The organism is Planococcus salinus (assembly GCF_003719725.1).
GTDB lineage: Bacteria > Bacillota > Bacilli > Bacillales_A > Planococcaceae > Planococcus > Planococcus salinus.
The window spans coordinates 1-17,917 of the sequence record NZ_RIAX01000018.1 but is presented as its reverse complement, the minus strand read 5'-3'; the positions used below and the strand labels follow the sequence as shown (position 1 = coordinate 17,917).

At 52.8% G+C, this 17,917-nt stretch carries 10 protein-coding genes; 5 read left to right on the top strand and 5 right to left on the bottom strand.

The features are described from left to right. Positions 1 to 43 precede the first annotated feature (43 nt). Complete coding sequence (locus EEX84_RS15455; RefSeq protein WP_420812588.1) at positions 44 to 3,562, top strand: DUF6359 domain-containing protein; 3,519 nt, start codon at positions 44 to 46, stop codon at positions 3,560 to 3,562. Positions 3,563 to 3,939: 377 nt separating this feature from the next. Here the strand turns inward: EEX84_RS15455 and EEX84_RS15450 are convergent, their stop codons facing one another. Beyond that, complete coding sequence (locus tag EEX84_RS15450; protein ID WP_158599132.1) at positions 3,940 to 4,887, bottom strand: nuclease-related domain-containing protein; 948 nt, start codon at positions 4,885 to 4,887, stop codon at positions 3,940 to 3,942. A 1,057-nt stretch (positions 4,888 to 5,944) separates the two neighbouring features. Here EEX84_RS15450 and EEX84_RS15440 point away from each other — a divergent pair. Continuing rightward, complete coding sequence (locus tag EEX84_RS15440; protein ID WP_123166548.1) at positions 5,945 to 6,895, top strand: carbon-nitrogen hydrolase family protein; 951 nt, start codon at positions 5,945 to 5,947, stop codon at positions 6,893 to 6,895. Between the two features lie 308 nt (positions 6,896 to 7,203). Next, positions 7,204 to 10,158, top strand: coding sequence for a S8 family peptidase (locus tag EEX84_RS15435; protein ID WP_123166547.1), 2,955 nt, complete (start codon positions 7,204 to 7,206; stop codon positions 10,156 to 10,158). Between the two features lie 389 nt (positions 10,159 to 10,547). Here the strand turns inward: EEX84_RS15435 and EEX84_RS15430 are convergent, their stop codons facing one another. From EEX84_RS15430 to EEX84_RS15415, 4 genes are read right to left on the bottom strand one after another with little or no spacing between them, the layout of a single operon-like run. Continuing rightward, positions 10,548 to 11,615: an acyltransferase family protein gene (locus EEX84_RS15430; RefSeq protein ID WP_123166546.1), complete on the bottom strand. Its 1,068-nt coding sequence runs from the start codon at positions 11,613 to 11,615 to the stop codon at positions 10,548 to 10,550. A 21-nt stretch (positions 11,616 to 11,636) separates the two neighbouring features. Beyond that, a complete protein-coding gene (locus tag EEX84_RS15425; RefSeq protein WP_123166545.1) occupies positions 11,637 to 12,005 on the bottom strand; it encodes an EamA family transporter in 369 nt (122 codons plus the stop codon). Beyond that, positions 12,002 to 12,361, bottom strand: a complete 360-nt coding sequence (locus EEX84_RS15420) for a DUF2304 domain-containing protein (RefSeq protein ID WP_123166544.1) — start codon at positions 12,359 to 12,361, stop codon at positions 12,002 to 12,004. Before EEX84_RS15420 ends, EEX84_RS15425 begins: the two co-directional genes overlap by 4 nt. Positions 12,362 to 12,378: 17 nt before the next feature. Continuing rightward, complete coding sequence (locus EEX84_RS15415) at positions 12,379 to 13,068, bottom strand: glycosyltransferase family 2 protein (RefSeq protein WP_123166543.1); 690 nt, start codon at positions 13,066 to 13,068, stop codon at positions 12,379 to 12,381. Positions 13,069 to 13,316: 248 nt separating this feature from the next. Here EEX84_RS15415 and EEX84_RS15410 point away from each other — a divergent pair, with 248 nt between their 5' ends. Both EEX84_RS15410 and EEX84_RS15405 read left to right on the top strand, forming a co-directional pair. Then, complete coding sequence (locus EEX84_RS15410; protein WP_338048390.1) at positions 13,317 to 14,351, top strand: acyltransferase; 1,035 nt, start codon at positions 13,317 to 13,319, stop codon at positions 14,349 to 14,351. 178 nt (positions 14,352 to 14,529) lie between these two features. Then, a complete protein-coding gene (locus EEX84_RS15405) occupies positions 14,530 to 17,808 on the top strand; it encodes a S8 family serine peptidase (RefSeq protein WP_240034006.1) in 3,279 nt (1,092 codons plus the stop codon). Positions 17,809 to 17,917: the final 109 nt, after the last annotated feature.

Sequence of the window (17,917 nt, the reverse complement as noted above, 5' to 3'; positions counted from 1 at the left end):
ATTCTTTTGTATAATGATTCCGTATCATAAGATAAAAGAAGGAGTGAAGAACTTGACGAAAAGTGCATTCAGCAAGGTATTCTTAAGCTTTTTACTCGCCATTTCGGCAGCTTTGCCTTATGTGGCGACGGCCGATGCGGCGGAACCGATTACGGTCGCAGAAGCGATTGCCAACAATAGCGGCGATGCGACGGTCCACGGGTACATAGTGGGCACGGTCATCAGCGGCGGGAATTACGACCAGGAAGCGCCGTTTGACTCTGCCACAAACTTAGCACTGGCGGATTCGCCGGATGAAACCGACCCAGCCAACATTTTGACGGTTCAATTGCCATCGGGCTCTGTCCGTTCCGCATTAAATCTCGCTGACAATCCGCAGAATTTCAAAGCGGAAGTGACGATTACAGGATCTCTTGAAGCCTATTTCACTGTTCCCGGCTTGAAGTCACCGACAAGCTTCAGCATTCTTTCAGAAGGCGAAGCGCCTCCTGAACCGACAGTGGTCGACTCGATTGCTGAAGCCCGCACGACGGACGCTGACTTGATCCAGGTGGATGGCATTGTCACGACAGGCACTGGCTTCTGGGGCGGCAACGCGTTTTACGTCCAGGACGACACGGCCGGCATTTACGTCTATACGAGTAACGCTGACGTGAATGCAGGAGACGAAGTGCGTTTGACAGGCTCGACTTCATTGTATTCCGATGAACTGCAATTGCAGCCGAATACAGTGGAAGTGCTGTCTTCCGACAATGAATTGCCGGAACTCCAAACCATTTCACCTGCACAAGTGAACGAAGAAACACAGGGTGAACGCATTGAATTGCAGAATGTGACCATCACAGGCCTTGAATCAGTCAATGATTACGGCACATTCGAGTTTACAGCAACAGCTGAAAACGGCGAACAAGTCGTAATCCGCAACGACAACCGCAACGGCTTGACGTTCGAACGCTTTACACAGCAATACCAGGAAGGCGATTTGGTCCATGTAACAGGGATCGCCTCGAAATTCTACGAAACCTACCAAGTGAAAACGCTCGGCCTCGACAGCTTCGACCTTGTCAACAAGCCGGCTGTTTACACAGACATCTTCCCGGGCATCGTTTCGGAAGGGACGGAAATCACCCTTCAAAGCGGCTGGGACAACGCAACGATCCATTACACGCTGGACGGCTCGACACCAACTGCCGACAGTACTGTTTATACAGCACCAATCGAATTGACGGAAGACACGGTGATCCAGGCGATCGCCATCTCTGACGAAACGTCAGAAGTGTTTTCATTCGACTATACCGTTCTGAAAGCATCGGACCTGAAAATCCGTGACATCCAGGGACAAGGCCATTACTCGGACTACGAAGACGTTTTGGTCAATGAAATCACAGGTGTCATCACGCATTTCTATAACGGCGCAAACTTCGTTATCCAGGATCCGGAAGATGACGGCGACTGGACGACTTCAGAAGCCATTATCGTCAACCGGCCGAATGCCGGCAATGAGTTTGAAGTCGGCGATGTGGTGACAGTCGACGGTACTGTCGAGGAATGGTTCTATAAAGGCTATTCCGACATGAGAGACAACGACCTGCCGCTTACACGCATCCGTTCAACGGAAGTGGTGAAAGACGGAACGGCGGAATTGCCTGAACCCCTGATCATCGGGGAAGACGTTTTCCCACCGACAAAGAATATCGAAAATGACGGATTGACTTCGTTCGATCCGGAAGAAGACGGCATTGACTTCTGGGAAGCGCTTGAATTGATGCGGGTCGGCGTGGCTGACGCACAAATCGTCGGGCCACAGGATTACGGTGAAGTGTTCGTCGTATCCAAAAACGCTACAAACAACGATTTTCATAAACAAGACGGCATTCTGCTTGCCGAAGACGATTACAATCCGGAACGAATCACCGTCACGTTGAATGAAGACGTTGTCGCAAAAGCCGGCGACACATTCGCGGAAATGCCGGTTGGTGTCCTTGGCTTCGGCTTCGGAAACTACCAGATTTGGACAGATGAAAATAATCTTCCGCAAATCGTGGACGGCGGCACGACACCTGAAGAAACGTGGATTGAAAATGCGGAAGACAAATTGACGGTCGCGGCTTACAACGTCGAGAACTTCTCGGCTGACCCGAGCCATACGTCAGACGCGAAAGCACAGCGCATTGCGGAATCTTTCGTAAGCGACTTGAATTCACCGGACATCATCGTCATGGTGGAAGTGCAGGACAGTGACGGCCCGGTCGAATCGAACAACAGTGACGCAACGGCAAGCTACGAACGATTGATTGCCGACATCCAGGCAGCTGGCGGTCCGGCGTATGAATGGACGGACATTGCACCTGAATACAATCAGGACGGCGGCCAGCCGGGCGGCAATATTCGCGTCGGCTATCTGTACAACCCTGAACGTGTGACACTTTCTGAAGGCACCAAAGGGACAGCGACACAGGATACGGAATGGGTCGACGGCGAATTGTCCCTGAACCCGGGACGTATCCAGCCGATCCCGATGCCGAACACGCGCAAACCGATCGCCGCGCAATTCGAATTCCAGGGCGAGCAAGTGGTTGTCATCGGCACACACTTGAACTCAAAAGGCGGGGACCAGCCGTTATTCGGCCAGAATCAGCCGCCATTCCTCGGCTCTGAAGCGGAGCGCATCGAGTTGGCGCATGCCATCAACGGTTTCATTGCCGAAGGGCTTGAACAGGACCCGGACCTGAACGTTGTCGTAGCGGGAGACATGAACGACTTCGAATTCACACCGGCCCTTGAAGCATTAAAAGGCGACATTTTGACGAATAAAGTCGAAGATGTCCCAGTGGAAGACCGTTTCTCTTATTATTACCAGGGCAACTCACAGGTTCTCGATCATTTATTGGTGACCAATAATCTGGCTGATCGCACAGAACTGGATATGGTCCACATCAACGCGATGTTCATGGAAGAGCATGGCCGCGCATCGGATCACGATCCACTGTTGGCACAGATTTCATTTGAAGCAGCTGAAGAGCCGCAGGTACCGGGCGAACAGCAGGCAGATCCTGACCTGTCCGGCGACCAGGCGGTTGTAACGGCAGGTGAGTTTAATGAAGACGGCGAACTGGCCATCGAATTCACAGAAGGCACTGTGGCTGAGCTGCTGGAAAGCGGCAAAGATTTGCTGATCGATCTGCCATCAGCGGACATCACGTTCTCTGCAGACAACCTGCAGCAGATGGCAGCAGCTGCCGGCGAAGGCTTCAATCTGGAACTGGCAGTTGACGACGAAGAGCAAGTCGACAAACGTCCGGCGCTGACCGAACAAATCGACATCGCGATTACGGACAATGACGGCAACGAACTTGCCCTCCAATTCAGCGAAGCAGTGGAGCTGACGTTCGACACGGACAAGAAAGTAAAAGTCCAATTCGGCGCACGTGAAGACCGGAAAGGCAAATGGAAAATTGTCCAAGGTAAGCTGAACGGCGACACGTTCACGCTAAGCGTCAACGAACTCGGCCACTACACCGTCGTGACGAACAAAGGACAACTGAAAAAGTCGAAAAGATAATGGAACGACAAAAGGCATTCGCAGCGCTGCGAATGCCTTTTTTGAGTTCGAAATGAGGGCGGGGTCGGAATTCACGGGCGATTCGTCGGAACTCGATCGTCATGCGTCGGAATTCACAGCCGATTCGTCGGAACTCACGGTGAAAAGGTCGGAACTCACTCCGTCAGCCAAATAAGCAAGTGCAACACCAAAAGACAGACGGAAGCCATTCGCCTGCGCGAACGGCGACAAAAGATGAAAAGCCAGGCCCCGTGGATGAGACGACGTCGGAACTCAAGTGAGATTGGTCGGAACTCATGCGTCTCACGTCGGAATTCGCAGCCGATCTGTCGGAACTCACGACAAAAAGGTCGGAATTCACTTTCGAAGTCCACTTTTCACACCCGCGTATATGACCGTTGTGTAGAGTGCCCACTAGGCGAAAGATTCATCTTTTTCAGCAGATAAGTGGCAGCGTGCTTGTCTTTTAATTCCAGGAAACGTCGGCACTGGGCGTTGTTGATTGTGGGAGAGGCGAATTCAAACCAATCTTCCAATGCCTGTGCGTAGCCATCATCGAGACGGGTGCCACAATGTCTGCAAGCATGAATGCGTTCGCTTTCTTTTATGGCTCGAGCGTCGCATTGTGCGCATAGCACGCCGGTTCTTAATTGTTCCGGTTGGTAAAAATATTCTTTTTGATAATTGATTTTGGGGAAAGGGGTATGATGGGCGAGTACTTGTTCACTCACGGCGGCCAATTCGGCAGAAGTAAGGGAGTGGCCAGTCCGGGGAAGACGGGAGATGAATCGGCCCAGCGAATGCGCATACACAACCGGCACGGTCTCAGGCGCACGCGTGTATAGTGTTCTGGAATACGGCAGCACAACCACCGGATAAATCGGCAAAGGGATGGCCAGTTGCCTGAGCAAAATTTCCAATTCCTCAGAGGCCGTTAATACTTGATTGATCGGCGAATGAAAACCGAAGCGGTCGCCTTCACGGGTGGTCTGTTCCATATGATTGGTGCCATCTTTGAAATCAAGGGAGCCGGAATAATTTTTCACCTCCAGCACCAGAGCATAAAACGGAGTCAAAATGACGGTATCGATCTGGCAAGGTTGGATCTCAGACTGAAGGTGGAAATCACACAACACCATCCGTTCAGTGTGCCAGCGCATCTTTTCCAACTTCTTGTCAACCTCCTGCTCACCGCCAAAGCCGGCCGTAATCTGGTAATGGTGCTGAGCCGTCAACTTCCGACTCGCGTGATTTTTCGGTAGCCGCCGCTCCAATCGCGGCAACGTCTCCATTAAATACGGGGCAATTCGCCTTTTACTGAACATAGCATTCCTCCTCATTAGGATTATATCAATAATTGATTGAAAACTCTTACTTATTTTGTAAATAAATTTTTTATGCACGGAAACAAAGCAGGAGGAAAACATGAAGAAAGGAGCGACGTCGGAATTCGAGCGTCATTGGTCGGAATTCAAGTGTTATTCGTCGGAATTCAGGCCCAATCCGTCGGAACTCATCCAGCCTTCCCCTAAACACAGAAAAAGACCAAAAGACAAATGGAAGCCATTCGCCTGCGCGAATGGCGATAAAAGACGAAGAGCCAATACCTCCTGTAAGTAGCGACGTCGGAATTCGGGCGTGATTGGTCGGAATTCAAGTGTTATTCGTCGGAATTCAAGCCAAACACGTCGGAACTCGCGACAAAAAGGTCGGAACTCATCCAGCCTTCCCCTAAACACAGAAAAAGACCAAAAGACAAATGGAAGCCATTCGCCTGCGCGAATGGCGATAAAAGACGAAGAGCCAATACCTCCTGTAAGTAGCGACGTCGGAATTCGGGCGTGATTGGTCGGAATTCAAGTGTTATTCGTCGGAATTCAAGCCAAACACGTCGGAACTCGCGACAAAAAGGTCGGAACTCATCCAGCCTTCCCCTAAACACAGAAAAAGACCAAAAGACAAATGGAAGCCATTCGCCTGCGCGAATGGCGATAAAAGACGAAGAGCCAATACCTCCTGTAAGTAGCGACGTCGGAATTCGGGCGTGATTGGTCGGAATTCAAGTGTTATTCGTCGGAATTCAAGCCAAACACGTCGGAACTCGCGACAAAAAGGTCGGAACTCATCCAGCCTTCCCCTAAACACAGAAAAAGACCAAAAGACAAATGGAAGCCATTCGCCTGCGCGAATGGCGATAAAAGACGAAGAGCCAATACCTCCTGTAAGGAGCGACGTCGGAATTCGAGCGTGATTGGTCGGAATTCAAGTGTTATTCGTCGGAATTCAGGCCTAACCCGTCGGAACTCACCCTGCCACCTATACATTTCCGCCCCAAAAGTTTACAATTTTCTTATATTGAGCAATCAGCAAAGGGGCAGAATAATGGACAAAACAAACGTAAAAGTAGCGGTCGTTCAGGCCGGCTCGGAAATAATGGATAAGCAAAAAGGTGTCAATAAGACGGTGCGCCTGCTGGAGGAAGCAGGCAGGGAAGGAGCAAAAATCGTCGTTTTCCCTGAAGCGTTTATTCCCGCGTATCCGCGGGGCATGGCGTTTGGAGCGGTCGTCGGCAGCCGGTCGAGTGAAGGGCGGAAAGATTTCCTGCAGTACTGGAAAAACTCCATCGCCGTGCCAGGACCGGAGACGGCGGAAATCGGCGAAGCGGCCAAAAAGGCGGGCGCATACGTCGTCATCGGCGTCATCGAAAAAGACAGCGAGTCGACGCAAGGGACGCTGTACTGCACGGCGCTGTTCTTCGGACCGGACGGTGAATTGCTGGGCAAGCACCGGAAGTTGAAGCCGACGGGATCGGAGCGGCTGATCTGGGGAGAAGGCGACGGCAGCACATTGCCGGTGTTCGACACGCCGTACGGCAAAATCGGCGCGTTGATCTGCTGGGAAAATTACATGCCGCTGGCGCGTGCAGCGATGTATGAAAAAGGTGTGCAGATTTATGTCATGCCGACAGCCGACCACCGCGACACGTGGCAGGCGACGGTGCGCCACGTCGCCGCGGAAGGCCGATGCTTCGTGCTGTCATGCAACCAGTATTCGACCAAAGCGGATTACCCGGAAGACATTGCGTCCAGAGACGAATTCGCCGACTTGCCGGACGAAATGACGCGCGGCGGCAGCTGCATCGTCGACCCGCTCGGCGAATACGTCGCCGGACCGGTATTCGGCAAAGAAACCATCATCTACGCTAATCTGGATCTCGACAAAATCGCCGAAAGCCATTTCGACTTCGACGTCGCCGGCCACTACGCACGCCCCGACGTCTTCCAACTGACAGTTAATGAAAAAAAGAAGACGAACGTGACTTGGAATAAATAAAATAGATGAAGTAGAGAAAGCTCCTGGGCCCAGGAGCTTTTTTTGATGGTCGTAACTCAGCTGTTAAAAATCGCAACTCGAGCAAATAAAGTCATAACTCAACTCTCCCACCCAACGCAGCCTCCCAACAAAGTGTGTCACCTCTCTTCCACACATTTTTCAGCCCAACCGCCACTTTAAAAGAAGAAATAATTATTAGAAAAAACTAGTAATTAGCAAAAATAAATGTATAATATTGCTAAGATAAGGGTATGGTTACACCAGGATTACATACATATTTCACTACCTAACGAAAGGGGTTTCATTCATTGAAAAAAACACTTTATGCCTTGATGGCTTTGACCTTATTGTTCCCGGCTTATAATGTGAACCTTGCTTCAGCGGACGCTGATGCAGAGAAAAAACGGGTGCTGATTGCGTTTGAGGAAAACGCCAGCAACCAGGAGATGACACAGAGCATTGCTGCAGCGGGAGGGGAAGTGACGGAGCGCTACGAGGATATGTCCGTGGTGGCGGCCACCGTCCCTGAAACAGCCGTGCATGAATTGGCAAACGATTCTTCCGTCCTTGAAGTGGAAGAAGACATTGTCGTGAAATTGAATTACCAGCGGGAAGATTGGGGGATCTCCTACACCAATACTGACACTCCCTGGAGATCCGGTTTTTCAGGACAAGGTGTGAAAATTGCAGTCATCGATTCCGGTATTTCTCCTCACGAAGACCTTGAAATCGCTGGAGGCATTTCGACGGTCGGCTACACGTCTTCCTACGACGATGACCAAGGCCACGGCACGCATGTCGCCGGCATTCTTGGTGCGCGGAACAACAGGGTCGGCGTTAAAGGAGTAGCCTATGATTCGGACATTTACGCTGTCAAAGCGTTTAACGAGGAAGGATCCGCTTACTTATCCGATATTGTCGAAGGCATCAATTGGGCAGTGTCCAACAACATGGACATCATCAATTTGAGTGCCGGCACCCAAACCGATTCGTCCATTTTCCGTTCGGCGATCGACCGCGCCTATAACAGTGGCGTGCTCGTCGTGGCAGCTGCCGGGAATGACGGGGCCAGCGATGGATTGGGCGATTCAGTCGATTATCCGGCCCGTTATGACAATGCTATAGCAGTCGGCGCGCTTGACCGTTATTCGAAACGGGCTTCTTTTTCTTCCACTGGCCCAGCGGTTGAAGTGGCGGCTCCCGGCTCCGCGATTCTGAGCACGTACATCGATGGAGGCTATGCGTATATAAGCGGCACTTCCATGGCGGCTCCTTATACAGCGGGTCAACTGGCGTTAATGAAAGAAGCGTATCCGGAGCTTTCCAATGACCAGCTGCGCCAGGTGTTGATTGAACAAACGGTTGATCTGGGCGCAGATGGAAGAGATCCGTTGTTCGGTTACGGTGCCATTCAGGCATCTTCATTCACAGAGCCGATCGTCATTGAAGAACCGAATCCGGTCACTGCACTGGAAATCAGCGTCGATACCCTGACCGGCGATCCGGGGGAAAGTTTTCAGGTGACGGCGTCTTCGGTCCGTGAAAACGGCGACAGGGAAATTGTCACGGATGCAGCCGAGTGGACTTCCGAAAATCCGGCCGTCGCAACGGTCACGGACGGATGGGTCGAGCTGGCAGGTAATGGAGACACCACCATTCGTGCCACATACGAAGAACAGGAAGCGGTAATCGTCGTCCATGTGCCGGAACCGGAGCCAGAACCGGTGGCGGATCCGGTCGTCGATCTGGAAGTGAATGAAACACGCATTCTCGGAGAACCGGGGGAAGTGGTCCAGATTACGGCCACGGCCATCCATAAATACGGCAACCGTGTCATTGTGGACGATGAAGCAGCTTGGACTTCCGCCGACCCTTCTATCGCAACCGTGACGGCGGGGCGCGTGGAACTGACCGGTTACGGCAGTACGACCATCACCGCCAGTTTTGAAGGCGAAGAAGCGACGATTGTAGTCAATGTACCGGAACCACTGCCGGAACCTGCAGTGGCGCCGACACCGCCTCCTGAAGCAGAACCTGATCCGGAGCCTGAATTGGTCGTTGATCCTGAACCGGAACCGAATCCCATCCACAGACTGCTGTTGAGTGAATCCTCGTTTACGGCAACCGTCGGTGAAACAATTGACGTGACCGCAACGGCTGTGTATGAAAACGGCGAACGGCAGAACATTACCACCGAAGCGGCGTGGTCGTCCGCCAAGCGGGCTGTGGCGACAGTGGAAGATGGTGTGGTGGAAGCAACCGGTCCCGGAAGCACCACCATTTCGGCCACATACCAGGGACAATCAGTCGGTATGACGGTGACCGTTGAGGAACCGGCAGCAACACCTGAACCGGAACCAGAACCGGAACCAGAACCGGAACCAACGCCAGAACCAGAACTTAATCTGATTAATGAACTGGAACTGAGCGAGTCGTCATTTACGGCAGCAATTGGTGAAACGGTTGACGTGACCGCGACGGCTGTGTATGAAAACGGCGACCGGAAAGCTGTCACTGACGAAGCGGCGTGGTTATCCAGCAGACGGAGCGTCGCGACAGTGGAAAACGGCAGAGTGGAAGCTGTAGGATCCGGCAGCACCATCATAACCGCCACATATGAAGGAGAGACGGTCCGCATGACAGTGACTGTGCAGGAACCGGCAGCACCGGAACCGGAGCCAGAGCCAAAGCCTGAGCCGGAGCCGACACCAGAGCCTGACCCAACACCTGAGCCTGAACCAACTCCGGAACCTGAAATCGATTTCCAGGACGTGCCGACATTTTACGCGCCAGCTGTGGAGTACCTGGTGGAAAATGAAGTGACGCAGGGTGTTTCGGAAACGGAATTCGGCGTTACACATAACATCATCCGCGCGGACGCGGCAGTGTTGATTGCCAGAGAACTCGGCTTGAATACAGAAACGGCACCGCCATCCGGCTTCACCGATGTTCCGGACCGCGCAGCCGGTGCCGTCAATGCCTTGAAAGCAGCCGGCATCATCGGCGGGAAATCGGCGACCAGCTTCGGTTCCTACGATCCGCTGACGCGCGGTGAAATGGCCATCATCCTGCAGCGGGCCTATGATTTGTCCGCTGGCGGCGTATCGTCGTCCTTCACCGACGTCTCTGACCGCTACAGAAGCGCGGTCAACGCTCTGGTCGCCAATGATGTCACGGACGGCGTCTCGGCTACGCGCTACGGCGTCGCCCAAAACATCACACGCGGCCAGCTTGCCGTATTCCTGTACCGCTTGTCGGAATAAAACAAAAAATCCCGCTCCGTGGAAAATAGGAGCGGGATTTTTTGCGTTAGTCGGAATTCATGGGTGATTCGTCGGAATTCGAGTCGAATTGGTCGGAACCCGCACATCATCCGTCGGAACTCACGTCGAAAAGGTCGGAACTCGCCCGCTCGTCTCAAGCAAGAGGCAAGTGAAAAACAAAAAGCAAAAAACCAAAAGCCTAATGCCAGCCATTCGCCTGCGCGAATGGCGACAAACCCGAAGACCAGACAGCTAAAAGAAGCAAAGTCGTAACTCAAGCAATATACTTTGCGCCCCAGCGTCCGCCACAATTTGAGGAACAATTGAGTCGGTCACTGGGGCGCGAGGTGAAAAAAACAGCCCGCCAAAGCGGACTGCCTCATACAACATTATTTCGACTCGCTGACAACCGGCCGCATCAGCCGGTCCATCCACGCATTTTTCCCAGTGACGAGCCGGGTTACGCGGTTCGTATACAGCAAAATCCCGATGCCGACGCTGATGCCGGTGACGAACAGCAGCAGTGTCAGCGAATAGAGGAGAAAGCTGTCCTGGAACACCTGCGTGATGCGGCCGAGGCCGACCATAAAGAGCAGGTGCGACAAATAGATGAAAAACGAGAAACTGCTGACGATTTCGAGCAGCGGCATCCGGAACGTCATTTTCCGGAACAGCACGACCAGCAAAAAGAACACCGACAATGTGTAGAGGAACATGTCGTAGCGGTCGCTTGCGACGTCGGTGTAGCCGACGGTCACGACGTTATGATAGACCCAGGCGAAACTGCCGGCCGCAACGACCAGCAGCAGCCACCATTTATTCACGAGAAACGCCACGAGCCGTTCGTAATGGACGCCGATGTAGAAGCCGGCGACAAAGTAAAACAGCCACGCCAGTATATTCGTGCGGTACCACAGCGGATACTCGGTATAGATGAATTCCTGATACGCCAGAACATGCTCCATGGCGTACAGATGGCCGAATGATATGACGAACGTCACGAGCAGCGGCATCCACGGTTTTATTTTCCGCAGGAGCTTGTTGAACAGCCAGAACAGCAGGTAAAACTGGAAAATGACCAGGATGAAAAAGCCGTGCCAGTCACCGAGTGCGACAATCTTCCAGGCGATTTCCCTGAATCCGGATTCCTCGCTGTTGACCGAGGCGATATAAGCCGTGAACAAGCCGATCAGCACATACGGCACGAAGATGAACTTCAGCCGTTTCCACAGAAAGCGCTCGGGCAGTTTTTCCGGGTAATTGCGCGACAGCAGCGTGATCGAGATCAGGATAAAGACCGGTGTGGCGAATAAAAACAAATAACGGAGGACCGTGAAAGCCGCGGTCTCCGAAAAGTCGTTTGCTGTGAATTTGTCAAAATTGGTGATGACATGATTGTAGACGACGCTCAGGCAAGCGAACGCCCGGATCATATTGATTTCGGATAAATTTTTCATGACAACCTCGCTTTTCCTGTCTTAGCGCATTTCGCTCAAGCCGATGATGGAGACACCGAGCATGATAAAGCACACGCCGGCGATTTTCCAGGGCGTGATCGACTCGCCGAAAATGAAGAACGCGCCGACCACCGCGATGACGTAGGCACTCGACTGCAGCGGGTACGCAATGCTAAGCGGAACTTTTGTTAAGATGAACAGCCACAGCACCGTGGCCAGTCCGTACATCGCCAGTCCGGAAAAAATGAACGGTGTGAAGAACAGCTTGACGACTGAAAAGACGGAAGAAAACGCATCAGCCTGCCGCTCCATGCCGATTTTCCATAAAAACTGGCCGGATACTAAAATCAATGTATTGCATAATACTAAAATTAAATGAGTGAAATTCATGAGTTGCGGTCCTCTTTCCGGGCGTCCTGTATGTCTTTTTGCAAAAACGCCACTTCCTGTATGAGCAATTTGATGCGATGTTCCTGTTTCGACAACAGCTGCGTATGGTAGATCAGCAGCGACAGCACCACAAGAAACGCCAGCAGGAAAATCAGCGACGGCATATACGCAATGCCGAGCGCAGTCGCCAGATCGTTCAAATACGGCAATGCAATGGCGAGTACGACGCCGATGATTGAAAACGTCAGCCACATGAAAGCGTACTGGTCGGTCAATTTATTCTTCGCCGTCATCGACACCACAATCACCAAAAACACGAATGCTGAGAGCAGCACGATGAAATGTATATTATCCATACGAATCCAGTTCCTTTCTATGTATAGGAACGAATCAGTGAAAAGAACGTGACTTTCGCCATGTAATAAAGGGATTTACTTGGCGTAATCGACGATTCCCCTCCTTGGCGGGCGTTCATTTCCACTTTCGTTTCTTCCACTTTGTAGCCTTTTCGGGCCAGTTTTGCGATCACTTCCACTTCCGGGTAATCGACCGGATAATCGTTGGCAAACCATTTGATGACGTTGCGGTTGACGATGCGGTAGCCGGACGTCGGATCCGTGATTTTGACGCGTGAAATCATCCGCAGCAAATAATTGAAATACAAAATGCCGGTTCGTCTCGTCAAACTGCCTTTGTAATTGGATTTCTCCAAAAAGCGCGAGCCGATCAACATGTCCACGTCACGGCGCTTCATTTCGGCGACCAGATGATGGAGGTCTTCGGGATTATGCTGGCCATCCGCATCCAATTGAATGGCGTAGTCGTAATGGCCGCGTTCCGCGTACCGGTAGCCGGTCTGCACCGCGCCGCCGATCCCGAGGTTGACGGGCAGTGAAATATGGGGGATGTTGTTCGTTTCCAGGATCTCTTTCGTCCGGTCCGTCGAGCCGTCATTGATGACGACATAATCATATTCCGGGAATTGCTGTAACTGCTGGACCGTGCCGATGATCGCCTGTTCTTCGTTATAGGCCGGGACAATGATCAGTATGTTTGAAGTCATGCGAGATTGCTCCTTTTTCCTCATGCGCTGGCGTTGAGCCGCCGGCGTCCGAATGCTGCAACTGCCGGTTTGGGGAAATGAAACCCGCGCCGAGCCATAAAAAACCACAGTACCTTCTATTATAAAGACATTCGCCGGGGAAGTCATGCCCTTTCATCAAAATAATGTGTGGGTGCCAGGCACCCACACAATTGTAAGGTGCGCCGCGTTTCATTTTAAAAAAAGAAGGGGAATGGTGTAATAAACAGATGGGAGGTGCCGTCATGGCGAAACGATATGATTACATGGACTGGCTCCGCGTGCTGGCCATCATGGTGGTGGTTCTGGTGCACGTCGTGTCGAAAATACTCAATACGGAAGCGCCGGACCACTGGCAATGGCAGCTGGCGCACGCCATCGACTCGGCCCTCCGCTGGTGCGTACCGATCTTTTTCATGCTGAGCGGCGCGTTGCTGCTGACAAAAAAACAGATACCGCCCATCGGCGAATTCTACAGCAGACGCCTCGGCAAAGTGCTCATCCCGCTCATATTCTGGAGCGGGGTCTATTTGGCTTACCTGGTTTTTGAACAGGGCGAAGACATGACGCTCTGGCAAATGGTCAAGCGCTTCCTGGTAGATGACGTCTATTACCATTTATGGTTCCTGTACGTGATTTTCGGCCTTTATTTGATGGCGCCGTTTTTGCGTCTTTTGGTCCAGCACATGTCCAAGCGCCTGTTTGAAGTGTTTCTCGGTTTCTGGCTGCTGTTTTCCGTATTCATGCCGCTGCTGCCGAAATTCTATGGCTACGAGCCGGCTTTCTACACCGGCATGTTCCAGCCATTCGTCGGTTATTTCATGCTCGGCGCTTACCTGGTGCTATATCCATTGCCGAAAAAAGTTCTGCCGCCGCTTGCCGTGCTGTCAGTCATCGGTTATTTGGTCACGTACTGGGCCACCAATCAGCTGACCTTCAGCCAAGGCGAGCTTGACGAATTCTTCTACGACCACGAGCGGCCGAACCACGTTGTTATTTCGCTGTTCGTCTTCGCTTTGTTCCAGCATTTTGCCGGCCGTTTCAAGCCGAACGGGGCGATCCGCCTGATCAGCGCCGCCACACTTGGCATCTACGTCATCCATCCGCTCGTCCAGTTTTATGTCAATAAACTCCTCGGCATCAACGAAACGACCATCCATGCGGCCGTCGGCATCCCGCTTTCATGGGCCATCATCTTCGTGCTGTCACTCGGCATCATCGTCGCCCTGCAGCGGCTGCCGGGCGCGAAGCATATCGTGCCGTAATTGTTTGGAATTGTTTGGGTGCCAGGCACTCAAACAATTCCAAACAAAACACGTCCATTCGCCCAACAAATGTTCATAATTTCCATAAAAAGATATGCTAAACTGTAAGAGTCTTACTATTTCAACTAGTATGAACTGACGTTGGCAAGGGGAGATCAAGTTGAGGAAGCAGAAGTTGATGAAATATTTCAGCAGCCTACTGGCGCTTGTGCTGGTATTGTCGCTGCTGACGCCGTTTACGGCAGCGGCCACTGGCGAAGGGGCCCAGCCGTTCGGCAACGGGCCAAGCAACAGCGAGCTGCAGGTGAAAGCGGCAATTGCCGAGCAGCTGCGAACGGGCAGCAGCGGGCCGAAATTACATAAAGATCTGCAGGGGCTGTCCGGGGACGAAGAAGTGGATGTCATCATCCAACTGTCCGAAAAACCGGTCGGACTGGAGCGGGGAATCCAAAAATCGAAAGGCAAAGCAATGAATCCCTTCCAGGCGAATAAAGTCAAATCCAATGTGCGGACACAGCAGAGTTCTGCGAAAAAAGCGATGAAGGCCCGCGGGATTTCATTCGCCGAAAAATTTACGTACGATACGGTGCTGAACGGTTTTTCCGCTACCGTGAAAGCGGACGATGTCGACAAGCTGCTGGACATTGAAGGCGTGACGCTGGTCGAGCCGGACGTTACAGTGGAGGCGTTTGACGAGCCGTCAGGCGAACAGCCGGAAACGGATGCGCCTTCGTCCGGCAGCCTTTCATTCCCTGGAATTGAAGCGTTGTGGCAGGAAGGGCTGGAAGGCCAGGGCGTCAAAGTGGCGGTGCTCGATACCGGCATCGACCCTGACCATCCGGAATTCGAAGGCGTCTACAAAGGCGGTAAAAACTTTGTCGCCCACAATTCGTCGCTGTACACGACCGAGCGAAAACCGGATGATGCCTCAGAAACGCGGCCATCTGAACGTGCCGCGGGGCAGCCGGAGTTCAATGCGAACGGCGAATCGTTCTACACTTCCCACGGCACGCACGTCGCAGGAATCATTGCGGCAATCGGCGCCAATGACTATGGCATCAAAGGCATCGCGCCGCAAGTCGATTTGTACGCCTACCGCGTGCTCGGCGCGTACGGCAGCGGAGCCACGTCCAGCATCCTTGCCGGCATTGAAGAAGCCGTCAACCACAACATGGACATCATCAATTTATCGTTTGGTGTCGGCGCTAACACCGAAACGGATGCGGCTGCCTACGCCATCAACAATGCCATGATGGAAGGAACCATCGCGGTCCTGGCGACTGGCAACACCGGTCCGGAGCGCGGCACAATGGGCACGCCGTCCACATCACGGCTCGGCATTGCAGTCGGCAACACGACCAGTCCTGAAACAATGCACGCCGGCCAGGTGAATGTCCAGGCGGGCGATTATGAACTGGCGAAGCCGGTCCACCTGATGGCGACCACGTTTGGCGCAAGCCTGTCGGACCAATTAGCAGGTGAATTTGAAGTCGTGGCCGTTCCGGGAATCGGTGCGGCAGCTGACTATGAAACCATCGATGCAAACGGCAAAGTGGCGCTGGTGTCACGCGGCGAAATCGCCTTTATCGACAAAATCGCAGCGGCACAACAAGCGGGAGCAGTGGCCGTGCTGATTCATAACAATGAAGGCGGATCGAATGCGCCGGCAGCGTCGGGCACGTATCTGGGGGATTCGTTTGAATTCATTCCTTCGTTCGACTTGTCGCAAACTGACGGCGAAGCGCTCCGTTCCGCGCTTGAAAGCAGCAGCGGTACGGTGACGTTCGGCGACTTTACGCAAACACTGACGATCGGTGACGAAGTGCACGATACCAGTTCACGCGGTCCGTCGATGCCGAACTTCGACATCAAGCCGGACGTCAGCGCACCGGGTACCAACGTCATGTCGACGATCCCGATGTATCAGGCAGACTTCCCCGGTGTATCATACGAGGAAGCCTATACACGCAAAACCGGCACTTCGATGGCGGCCCCTCACGTAACGGCAATCGCGGCCCTCGTCAAACAAGCCAATCCGCAATGGGATGCGTTTGACGTCAAAGTTGCGCTGTCAAATACAGCGGACGTTCTCGATACGAATAAATTTGACGTCTTCGCACAAGGTGCGGGACGCGTCAATGCCTACGAAGCGGCACACCCTGAAATTCTGGCCTACGCACAGGACCAGGCCGTGCTCGATGAAGAAGGCGACATGGTCGACCACGAAAAAGGGACCATCACGTTCGGTCCCCAGTCGTTGGAAGACGGTGCCGTCTCCGTTACAAAGCAGGTGATGATCAAAGATATCACCGGCAACGGCGGAAACTATGACGTAACGATAGATGAAACCAAATCATTCGAAGGAGCGGCCGTGACAGTGGATCAGTCTTCATTCACGTTGAACGGTGAACAGCTGCTGAACGTCACGTTGACCGCTCCGCAGACGGCCGAACCAAAAGCGGGAGACGAACTTCTCGGCTATCTGTACATTTCAAATGGCGACACGGAAATCTCCCTGCCATTCGCGGCGGACTTCAGCGGGGAACCGACGGCCGTGACCGATATCTCGATCTCAGAAACTGACATGTCATTTGATGAAGACGGCGTGAAAGACGCGGCTGACCTGTCATTCACATTGACAGGGGATCTCGCCACCAACTACATCGAAATCTGGGACATCATGAATCCATACGGCGGACCCTATGGCGACGGTTATATCGGCTACGTGCATGCCAGCGACTCGCTGAAAGCGGACGATCACACATTCACCATCGACGGCCAGTACCAGCCGTGGGACGGATCACCGGCCACCACGATTCCGGATGGTCTGTACACATTTGATATCAAAGGTGTCCCGGTGTCGGGCAAGCCATCGTTCCTCCATGAATATGCAGGACCGGTCATCGTCAAAACCACAGCTCCTGAAATCACTGGCACCGTCACAGACGGCCAGGCGACAGGACAAGTGGACGACATGTACTCGGTCTACAAACAGGAATTGGTGCTGTACGGCGCAACCTTCGATTTGAATGAAAAACTGCACGCTTCGTACACAGCGACACAAAAAGGGAAGCCAGTTGAACCGGTCGCGTTCGACTTGGCACAGGACGGATCATTCACATTCCCGGTATCTGAAAAAACCGATTCCGTCACCGTCACGGTTAAAGACGCAGCCGGAAACGTCGGCGAAGCCGTGATCTATGAGAAAGAAAAACCGGGCAACCCGTATCCAGGGAAGCCGGATCATCCTGGAAAGGGGAAGTCAGGAAAACCGGATAAGCATCCTGGGAAAGGGAAGCCTGGTAAGCCAGATGAGCATCCTGGGAAAGGAAAACCGGATAAACCGGATAAGCATCCAGGGAAAGGAAAGTCAGGGAAGCCTGATAAACATCCAGGGAAAGGCAAGCCAGGGAAGCCGGATGGGCACCCTGGAAAAGGAAAACCGGGGAGAGAGTGAGTTTGGAAAGAGCTGAGGGTGAAGACTCTCAGCTCTTTTTTTGGTGTGCCAGGCATGGCAACTATCTAGGTGGTGAAAGTCCATTGTGGGGGTACACATCGACCAACCA

What these genes read in the sequence shown, in the direction of transcription:
- EEX84_RS15450 (WP_158599132.1), bottom strand. Translation starts at nt 4,887, where the DNA reads ATGTTCAGTAAAAGGCGAATTGCCCCGTATTTAATGGAGACGTTGCCG.
- EEX84_RS15440 (WP_123166548.1), top strand. Translation starts at nt 5,945, where the DNA reads ATGGACAAAACAAACGTAAAAGTAGCGGTCGTTCAGGCCGGCTCGGAA.
- EEX84_RS15430 (WP_123166546.1), bottom strand. Translation starts at nt 11,615, where the DNA reads ATGAAAAATTTATCCGAAATCAATATGATCCGGGCGTTCGCTTGCCTG.
- EEX84_RS15425 (WP_123166545.1), bottom strand. Translation starts at nt 12,005, where the DNA reads ATGAATTTCACTCATTTAATTTTAGTATTATGCAATACATTGATTTTA.
- EEX84_RS15420 (WP_123166544.1), bottom strand. Translation starts at nt 12,361, where the DNA reads ATGGATAATATACATTTCATCGTGCTGCTCTCAGCATTCGTGTTTTTG.
- EEX84_RS15415 (WP_123166543.1), bottom strand. Translation starts at nt 13,068, where the DNA reads ATGACTTCAAACATACTGATCATTGTCCCGGCCTATAACGAAGAACAG.
- EEX84_RS15410 (WP_338048390.1), top strand. Translation starts at nt 13,317, where the DNA reads ATGGGAGGTGCCGTCATGGCGAAACGATATGATTACATGGACTGGCTC.
- EEX84_RS15405 (WP_240034006.1), top strand. Translation starts at nt 14,530, where the DNA reads ATGAAATATTTCAGCAGCCTACTGGCGCTTGTGCTGGTATTGTCGCTG.